The sequence below is a fragment of the Romboutsia sp. D33t1_170424_H2 genome, assembly GCF_015669105.1.
Lineage (GTDB): Bacteria > Bacillota > Clostridia > Peptostreptococcales > Peptostreptococcaceae > Romboutsia_C > Romboutsia_C hominis.
Window position 1 is genome coordinate 565910 of sequence record NZ_JADOZQ010000001.1, and the last position, 9733, is coordinate 575642.

At 28.4% G+C, this 9733-nt stretch carries 9 protein-coding genes; all 9 read left to right on the forward strand.

All coding sequences use genetic code 11. The features are described from left to right. The first annotated feature begins 220 nt into the window (after positions 1–220). The 9 genes from I4U66_RS02920 (at position 221) to I4U66_RS02960 (ending at position 9561) form a co-directional block, all read left to right on the forward strand. Positions 221–1006: a 5'-methylthioadenosine/adenosylhomocysteine nucleosidase gene (locus tag I4U66_RS02920; protein WP_242871329.1), complete on the forward strand. Its 786-nt coding sequence runs from the start codon at positions 221–223 to the stop codon at positions 1004–1006. Positions 1007–1332: 326 nt separating this feature from the next. Continuing rightward, complete coding sequence (locus I4U66_RS02925) at positions 1333–1884, forward strand: glycerol-3-phosphate responsive antiterminator (RefSeq protein WP_092926313.1); 552 nt, start codon at positions 1333–1335, stop codon at positions 1882–1884. A gap of 202 nt (positions 1885–2086) precedes the next feature. After that, on the forward strand, positions 2087–2884 hold the full coding sequence (locus tag I4U66_RS02930; RefSeq protein WP_092926312.1) for an MIP/aquaporin family protein: 798 nt from the start codon (positions 2087–2089) through the stop codon (positions 2882–2884). A 60-nt stretch (positions 2885–2944) separates the two neighbouring features. Beyond that, entirely contained in the window at positions 2945–4483 is a 1539-nt protein-coding gene (gene glpK, locus I4U66_RS02935; protein WP_166505239.1) for a glycerol kinase GlpK, read from the forward strand. A gap of 223 nt (positions 4484–4706) precedes the next feature. Next, positions 4707–6167, forward strand: a complete 1461-nt coding sequence (locus tag I4U66_RS02940; protein WP_195928445.1) for an NAD(P)/FAD-dependent oxidoreductase — start codon at positions 4707–4709, stop codon at positions 6165–6167. Then, on the forward strand, positions 6157–7401 hold the full coding sequence (locus I4U66_RS02945) for an NAD(P)/FAD-dependent oxidoreductase (RefSeq protein ID WP_092926306.1): 1245 nt from the start codon (positions 6157–6159) through the stop codon (positions 7399–7401). The genes I4U66_RS02940 and I4U66_RS02945 overlap by 11 nt, the downstream gene beginning before the upstream one ends. 2 nt (positions 7402–7403) lie before the next feature. Continuing rightward, positions 7404–7760 carry a DUF1667 domain-containing protein gene (locus I4U66_RS02950; protein WP_166505241.1) on the forward strand — a complete coding sequence of 119 codons (357 nt, stop codon included), beginning with the start codon at positions 7404–7406 and terminating at the stop codon, positions 7758–7760. A gap of 369 nt (positions 7761–8129) precedes the next feature. Beyond that, positions 8130–8816, forward strand: coding sequence for a hypothetical protein (locus I4U66_RS02955; protein WP_195928446.1), 687 nt, complete (start codon positions 8130–8132; stop codon positions 8814–8816). Between the two features lie 220 nt (positions 8817–9036). Continuing rightward, entirely contained in the window at positions 9037–9561 is a 525-nt protein-coding gene (locus I4U66_RS02960) for a dihydrofolate reductase family protein (protein ID WP_166505242.1), read from the forward strand. The last annotated feature ends 172 nt before the right edge of the window (positions 9562–9733 follow it).

The following is a 9733-nucleotide window of genomic DNA, read 5'->3' on the forward strand; positions in this document are numbered from 1 at the left end:
AGTAAGTTTTTCAATAACTTATTATATCTATTTTTTTATAAAAATTAAAGTGTCTAATAGATATATTACAAAGTAAAAAAACGAACTTTATTTAATTTAAATATATAAAAATTCATAATAATACATAAAAAATATAAAAAAATATTGAAAATGTATGAAAATAATGATATAAATAATATTGTAAAATGATTTTGACATAAAATTAAGGAGTAATTAGAAAATGAAAAAAATATTAGTTTTACTACCAACAATATTATTATCAATATTTTTAATGGTAGGATGTACATCACAATCAGAAACAGGAAATGAAAATGTATTAGGTATAATAGGGGCTATGGAAGAAGAAGTAGAAATATTAAAAGAAAAGATGGATATAAAAGAAACTACGACTATAGCAGGTATAAAATTTTACAAAGGAACATTACATGATAAAAATATAGTGTTAGTTCGTTCTGGTGTAGGAAAAGTTAATATGGCTATGTGTACTCAAGTTTTAGTTGATAAATTTAATGTATCAGCTCTTGTAAATTCTGGAGTTGCTGGGACTATGAATGAAGATTTAAATCAAGGAGATGTAGTTATATCAACAACTACAGTTCAGCATGATTTTGATACAACAGCATTTGGAGATCCACTTGGAGAAATATCAAGATTAAATAAAAGATTCTTTGATGCAGATAAAAATATGATAAATAAAGCAAAAGAAGCTGCTAAGAATGTAAAAGGTGTAAATATAGTAGATGGAATGGTAGCTACAGGAGACCAATTTGTAGCAGGTGGAGATATTGCTAAAAAAATAAAAGATAATTTTAAAGATGTAGAGGCAGTAGAAATGGAAGGAGCAGCTATGGCACAAGTAGCTTACTTAAATGATATACCATTTGTTATACTTCGTTCAATATCTGATAAAGCCAATGGAGAAGCTGATTTATCATATGAGGAATTCTTACCAATAGCAGCTAAAAATGCTAGTTCATTATTAGAAGAATTTATAAAAATATACTAATATTAAGAATAAATAAAAGTTGGGCTAATCTATAGTCCAACTTTTTTATTATATAAAGCTAATGTAACTAAAAGTTGAATACATATTAATCAAAAATTTTATTAGGATGGTTATAAAGGGATAAATAAAGAAGTAGTTAATGTAGAAAATTTTTGGGATGATTTACGAAATCAAAATGACTATAAATAATTAAATGGACTAAATATAAAGGAGGAACGAATCGTTCCTCCTTTATATTTTAAAATTTGTTAAAAAAATAATTAATATTGCACTTTTTTTTATTAATGTATAATAAATATAGACGCATACAAATTTGGAGGGAAAAAATGAGAGAAATTTTAGAAGTAAATCCTATAATAGGTGCAATTAAAAATGACGAAAACTTAGAAGCTGTAGCAAAATCAGATTGTGATATTGTATTTTTATTAAATGGAGATATACTTAATTTAAAAAAAATAATCGAATATCTTCATAAATATGATAAAAAGGTATTTGTTCATATAGATATGATATCTGGAATAGCATCAAATCCGGTTATTGTTGATTATATAAAAAGAGAAGTAAAATTAGATGGAATAATAACTACTAAAACTAATATTGTAAAAAGGGCATTAGAGCTAAACCTAGATGTTGTGCAAAGGTTTTTCTTTATAGACTCAATGTCACTTGAAAATGCTATAGAAAGCTTAAGGAAAGTAAAGCCTCAAGCTATAGAAATAATGCCTGGAATAATGCCAAAGATAGTAAAAAGAATAAATAAAACTTATCCTAATATACCAATAATATGTGGTGGACTTATAGATGAAAAAGAAGAAGTTATAAATATATTATCTTGTGGTGCTATGGCAGTTTCAACTACAGATAAAAGTATATGGTAAGGATTAAAAAAAGGCTGTTAAAAACTTAACTGCAATGTTAAAAACTTAACCTTAAAAAATATTGACGGGAAAAAGTTTTTTTATTATTATTTAATTAAATCAATACTAGGCTGGAGACGAGAGAGCTAATAGTTTTTTTACTATGAGCTCTCTCTGTTTTTTTACAAAAAATTGATTTTATAAAAATTAAGGGGGAATTAAGTTGAAAAAAACATTGATGGGAGAGTGTATCTCTGAATTTATAGGATCCTGGATACTAATATTTATAGGTTGTGGATCAGTTGCATCACTTGTATTAAATGGAGCTAGTATTTCACAGTGGGAAATCGGTATAATATGGGGCCTTGCTGTTACCATGGCAATATATGTTACAGGAGCAGTGTCGGGTACACATATAAACCCAGCAGTTACTATAGCTTTAATGGTGTATAGGGATTTTCCAAAGAAAAAGGTCTTACCGTACATAATAGCTCAAATACTAGGATGTTTTGTAGGAGCTGCTACAGTTTACTTTTTATTTAAGAACTTATTCATATCTTTTGAAAATGCTAATAATATAGTAAGAGCAAGTGCAAGTGGTATGACTACAGCGGGAATATTCTCAACATACCCACATGCTGATATAAGTATAATGACAGCTTTATTTACAGAAATAATAATAACAATGCTTTTAGTTATGGTTATACTTGCAGTTGGAGAAGCTAAAAACTCAAACAAGCCTCATGCTAATTTAGCACCAGTTATGATAGGTTTAACAATAGCTATAATAGGTGCAAGTTTTGGAGTACTAACAGGATTTGCAATGAATCCATCAAGAGATCTTGGACCAAAATTATTTGCAATGATAGCAGGATGGGGAACTAATGCATTAGGAGAAAATATGTATTTCTTAGTTCCAATAGTAGGTCCAATTATAGGTGGTTTACTTGCAGGATTTGTATATGACAAAGGTGTAAAAAGATATTTAGATGATGAAGAGGTTACAGAAACATCTAAGTAGAAACATTAAATACAACAATAATTATAAATATAAATTTTAAAATTTCAGGGAGGGATTTGTATGGAAAGAAAGTATATAATGGCGCTAGATCAAGGAACAACAAGTTCAAGAGCAATATTATTTGATAAGAGTGGAAACATAATAGCAACTTCTCAAAAAGAATTTACTCAATTTTATCCAAATGCAGGATGGGTAGAACATAACCCTATGGAAATATGGGGAAGCCAAAGTGGAGTTATGAGAGAAGTTCTAGAAACTAATTCTATAAGACCAGATGAAGTTTGTGCAATAGGTATAACTAACCAAAGAGAAACTACAATAGTTTGGGATAAAAATACAGGAAAGCCAATATACAATGCGATAGTTTGGCAATGTAGAAGAACATCAGGTATATGTGATGAATTAGAAGCTAAAGGATACAAAGATACTATAAAAGAAAAAACAGGACTTATACTAGATGCATATTTTTCAGCAACTAAAATAAAATGGATACTTGATAATGTAGAAGGTGCAAGAGAAAAAGCAGAAAATGGAGATCTATTATTTGGTACAGTAGATACTTGGTTAATATGGAATTTAACTCGTGGAAAGGTACACGTAACTGATTACTCAAATGCTGCTAGAACTATGCTTTATAATATAAAAGAGTTAAAATGGGATGATGAAATACTTGAAATGTTAAACATACCAAAGAGTATGTTACCAGAAGTAAAACCATCTAGCTGTGTATATGGACACACAGACAAAGAAATGTTAGCAGGAGCTGAAATACCAATAGCAGGATGTGCAGGAGACCAACAAGCAGCACTATTTGGGCAAACTTGTTTTGAAGAAGGAAGTGCAAAAAACACTTATGGAACAGGTTGCTTTATGTTAATGAATACTGGAGAAAATATGGTAGAATCTAAAAATGGATTATTAACAACAATAGCTTGGGGTGTAGATGGGAAAGTTGAATATGCATTAGAAGGAAGTATATTTATAGGTGGTGCATCTATACAATGGTTAAGAGATGAACTTAGAATATTATATGATGCTAGCCAAAGTGAATTTTATGCTCAAAGTGTAGATGATACTAATGGAGTATATGTAGTACCGGCATTTGCAGGGCTTGGAGCACCATATTGGGATATGTATGCAAGAGGTAGCGTAATGGGACTTACTCGTGGTGCTAATAGAGCACATTTAGTTCGTGCAACACTTGAATCAATAGCATACCAAGTTAAAGATGTATTAAATGCTATGCAAGAAGATTCAGGACTAAAGCTAAATGGTCTTAAAGTAGATGGAGGAGCAAGTGCAAATAATTTCTTAATGCAGTTCCAGTCTGATATATTAGATGCAAATATAAATAGACCAAAAGTAGTAGAAACTACTGCACTAGGAGCAGCTTACCTAGCAGGATTGGCTGTAGGATTTTATGATAGCAAAGAAGATATTAAAAAATCTTGGATAATAGATAAAGAGTTTACTCCTAATATGAGTGATGCAAAGAGAAACTTATTATATAAAGGATGGAAAAAAGCAGTACAAAGAAGTCTTGATTGGGCAAGAGAAGATGAAGAACTTAAATCTGAATTAGCATCAGTTGAGAGTTAATATAAAATTAGTGACAAAAAATATTTTATAGTATATAATTAATATATGAAGGAAAATGTTTACAATTTTAAAGTAATATCTATAATTTACAAATTATAACAAAGTGAATTTTATTAAGTACAATATTTAAATATTTTTGGCTAAGAGATGAGAGAGCCTTCTATACAACGTATAGGGGGCTCTCTGTCTTTTTTTAGAAAAAACATAAGTTGGAGGGAAAGTTATGTATGATATAGCAATAATAGGAGCTGGAATTGTGGGAAGCTCTATAGCTCGTGAATTATCTAAATATAATTTAAAAACAGTAGTACTAGAAAAGGGAGTTGAAGTTTGTCAAGGAACTACTAAAGCAAATAGTGCTATAGTACATGGTGGATATGATGCACATGAAGGAAGTTTAAAGGCAAGATTAAATGTAGAAGGTAACAAGTTGTATCCTAAACTTTGTAAGGAGCTAAATGTAGAATTTAAACAAAATGGTTCTTTAGTTTTAGCTTTCGATGAAGAAGATAAAAAACATATACAACAACTTTATGATAGAGGAATAAAAAATGGTGTAGAAGGTCTAAAAATACTAAACAAAGAAGAAGTATTAAAACTTGAGCCTAGTGTAAATAAAAACGTAGTAAGTGCACTACTTTGTGAAGTAGCAGGTATAGTTTGTCCATTTAATTTAAATATAGCACTTATGGAAAATGCTATAACAAATGGAGTAGATTTAAAATTAGAAAGTGAAGTAGTAGATATTAATAAAATAGATGATGAATTTAATATAAAACTAAAAAATGGCAAAATAATAAAATCAAAATATGTAATAAACGCAGCTGGAGTATACAGTGACAAAATAAACAATATGATAGGCGGAGATGAGTATTATATCATACCTAGAAAAGGAGAGTACAAAATACTAGATAAATCTGAAGGGAAAATAGCAAATCATACATTATTCCAATGCCCAACAAAAAAAGGTAAAGGTGTATTAGTAACTCAAACAGTTCATGGAAACTTATTAGTTGGTCCAAATGCAAATGTTGTAGATGACAAAGAAGATATATCTACAAGTAGAGAAGGTATAGAAGAAGTAGTTAATGCCTCAAGAAAAAGTATAGAAAATATAGATTTTAGAAAGACAATAACATCTTTTGCAGGACTTAGAGCAACACCAAATACAGGAGACTTTATGATATTTGCATCAGATAAATGCAAAAACTTTATAAATGTAGGTGGAATAGAATCACCTGGGTTAGCTTCATCACCAGCTATTGCAAAATATGTAGTAGAAATTCTAAAAGAAGAGGGATTAAACTTAGAGAAAAACACAAACTTTAACCCAATAAGAAGAAAAAATAAGCCATTTTCACATATGAGCACTAAGGAAAAAGAAGAAATAGCAAAAAAAGATGAAAGATATAAAAAGATAATATGTAGATGTGAAATGGTAACAGAAGGTGAAATAATAGATGCTATAAAATCTCCATGTGGAGCTAAAACTGTAGATGGAGTTAAAAGAAGAGTAAGACCAGGAATGGGAAGATGCCAAGGTGGTTTTTGTGGTCCTAAAGTTATAGAAATAATAGCTAGAGAACTTAAGATAAATGTTGAAGATGTATTAAAAGATTATGACAAATCAAACATGGTAGTAGGTAAAGTTAAGGAAATGAGGGGTGAGTTAGTTGAAATATAATGTTGTTGTTGTTGGAGGAGGACCAGCAGGTCTTGGAGCAGCTTATGAAGCTAAGAAAAATGGTGCAAAAGATGTACTTATAATAGAAAGAGACAGAGAATTAGGTGGAATACTTAATCAATGTATACACAATGGATTTGGACTTCATGAATTTAAAGAAGAACTAACAGGGCCTGAGTATGCTCATAGATTTATAGAAATGATAAAAGAAGAAAATATAGATTATATGCTAAATACTATGGTACTTAATATAACTAAAGATAAAACTATAGAAGCACTTGGAGAAGATGGACTTATAAATATAAGTGCAGATTCAATCGTTCTTGCTATGGGATGTAGAGAAAGAACTAGAGGTGCAATCGATATACCAGGATATAGATGTGCAGGAGTATATAACGCAGGAGCAGCTCAAAGGCTATCAAATATGGAAGGATATATGGTAGGTAAAGAAATAGTTATATATGGATCAGGAGACATTGGTCTTATAATGGCAAGACGTATGACATTAGAAGGCGCTAAAGTTAAGGCAGTAGTAGAAGTTAATCCTCACAGTAGTGGGCTTACTAGAAATATAGTACAGTGTTTAGATGATTTTAATATACCTTTAATGTTAAGCACAGGTATAAGTTATATTCATGGAAAAGAAAGAGTTAAAGGAGTTACACTTTCAAAACTTGATGAAAATAGAAAGCCTATAAAAGGAACAGAAGAATATATACCATGTGATACAGTACTTTTATCAGTAGGACTTATACCAGAAAATGAGTTAAGTGTTGATTTAGGAGTAAGTCTAGATAGTAAAACTAGTGGACCAATAGTTAGAAATAGCATGGAAACTAATATAGATGGTGTATTTGCTTGTGGTAATGTAGTTCATGTACATGACTTAGTAGATTTTGTTACAAAAGAAAGTAGAATAGCTGGTAAAAATGCAGCTCTATACTCATTAAATAAATTAAAAAATAATGAAAGTGTAAAAACTTTAGCAAGTGAAGGAATTTCTTATATAGTACCACAAAATATAGACACAACTTGTGATGAAGATATAAATTTATTTATGAGAGTTAGAAATATATACAGTAACAAAAAATTAGTAGTAGAAAGTAATGGTAAAGTAATATTAGAAAAGAAAAGAAAACATATGATACCATCTGAAATGGAAAATATAAAATTATCTAAAGATTTATTTAAAGATATAAAAGAAAATATAACTGTAAGTGTTAAGGAGGCTTAAATATGGCAAATATAACTTGTATAGTATGTCCTATGGGATGTCCATTAGTAGTAACTAAGACTGATGATGGATATAAAGTAGAAGGAAATACTTGTAAAAGAGGAGAAAAGTATGGAGTAGAAGAGTTAACTAATCCTAAAAGAGTTATAACTACTACTGTAAGACTTGAAAATTCATATTTAAACCTACTGCCAGTAAAAACAAAAGAATCTATACCAAAAGATATGATGTTTGAAATAATGAGAGAATTAGATACTATAAAGGTAAGTGCACCAATAAGTGTAGGAGATGTTATAGTTAAAAACATACTAGACACAGGTATTGATGTAGTTAGTGCTAAAACAGTAGATATTTATTAAAAAGATAGCTTATGCTATCTTTTTTTATATACCAGTACTTTATATTAAGCATAAAGCTGTTGATAGCTTACATAGACAACATATATCAATAAGATTAAAATGCAAAAAAAGATATTTTGAGCAACAGACGAAGTCGTGGGCGACATGAAGTGTTTTGCCGACACGTCGCTCAAGCAAAGCGAATTTTTGTTGTACCCAAAAAGTATAAATATAAAAGTTACATCCTTGTTACCTTAATTACGAACTTGTAATCTAAGGTAACAGCCGTGTAACTGTTATATATAATTTTAATATGTTAATATAAATACATAGAAGGAAATAAAATAAAAACTTACATAAATTTATATAAATTAAAAGGACGTGATTAAAATGAAAAGAGCTATAACAGCATTATCAGTATTATGTGGAGGGATGTTATTTGTAAGTCCAATAAACAACATAATATTTGCACAAAATTCTAATAACAAACCTAAAGTAGAAGCAGTTGAAGGTATAAACACTAATACAAAAGAAGAAGTAAATAAAGAAGAAAATAACAACATAGATAAACAAGTAATAAAAAATGAAAGCAATAATAAAGTACATAATGAAGCAGTAAAAGTTGAAAATAAAGAAGAAGTTAAAAAAGATGATAATAAAATAAATAAAGAAGAAAACAAACAAGAAAATAATCAAGTAGCTAAAGAAGAAAATACAACTACTAATGAAAATGCAAAAGTTGAAAATAAACAAAAAACTGAAGATGATAAAGTACAAGAAGAAAATGTAGTAGTTTCAAATGATAAAGTACAACCAGACATAAAAGAAGAAAGTAAAGTTGAAGTTATAAAAGTATTAAATCAAGAACAAGCTAAAGATTTATTAAAAATGTATAATCAAGACGCAAACTATACATACCAAGGTGATGAAAATAACTTTAGTGCATTAAAAGAAAAAGGATTAAGTGGATATGTATTTTTCCCAGACTATGATACTGACTTAGGTTTCTTTGTAGATAAAAATACATCAAATATATACTACTTCCACCCAAGTGGATATCTTGAATTAGCTATGTAAAATAAATTAATATAAGCTAAAAAAGAGCACCTCTAAAAAAGAGGTGCTCTTTTTATATAGTAATACTAACAATTAATGATTTTAAGTTGATAATTTAATATAATATCTATTTTTAATAGAATATAAGAAACTATGTACTATAATATATTTATAATTTAAAATATTTTATGATAAAATGTAAATTAAACTAAAAAAATTAGTAAGAAAGAGAGACATAAATATGAAAAGAAAAATAATATTAAACTTAGCAATTAGCATAGATGGATATATAGCAAGTGAAGATGGAGGATTTGACTGGATAGTTGGAGATGGAGATAATTCTTTAAATAGTGATAAAAAGTGGGATTTTAATGAATTTCTAAGTGAAGTAGATACTGTAGTAATGGGAAAAAAATGTTATGACCAAAATTTTCATAATGACTACAAAAGCAAAAAGGTGTATGTAGCTACATCAAAGGAGCTAGAAGATTATGAAAATATACATTTTATAAATGGCGATATATGTAAAGTAATAGAAGAAGAAAGAAAAAAAGAAGGAAAGAACATATTTTTATTTGGAGGAGGGAAATTAGTAGACAACTTTATAAAAGCAGATATTATAGATGAATATATAATAGGAATAATACCTACAATACTTGGAAAAGGTAGACCATTATTCTTGGGTAATAACCCTAAAATAGATTTACACTTAGATGAGTATATTTCAGACAATGGGATTGTCATATTAAGATATTCAAAAAGATAGTATATAAAATTTAAATATATAAAGTTATGAGAATATTTATTTTCATAACTTTTTCTATATATATAATATTAAATTTTAGTTAAAAAATACATAAAAAATTCTATTATAGTTTATGTATTTTTTACATTAAACATAAAATTAATTTTATATAGAAGTTATATAAAAATCTTAT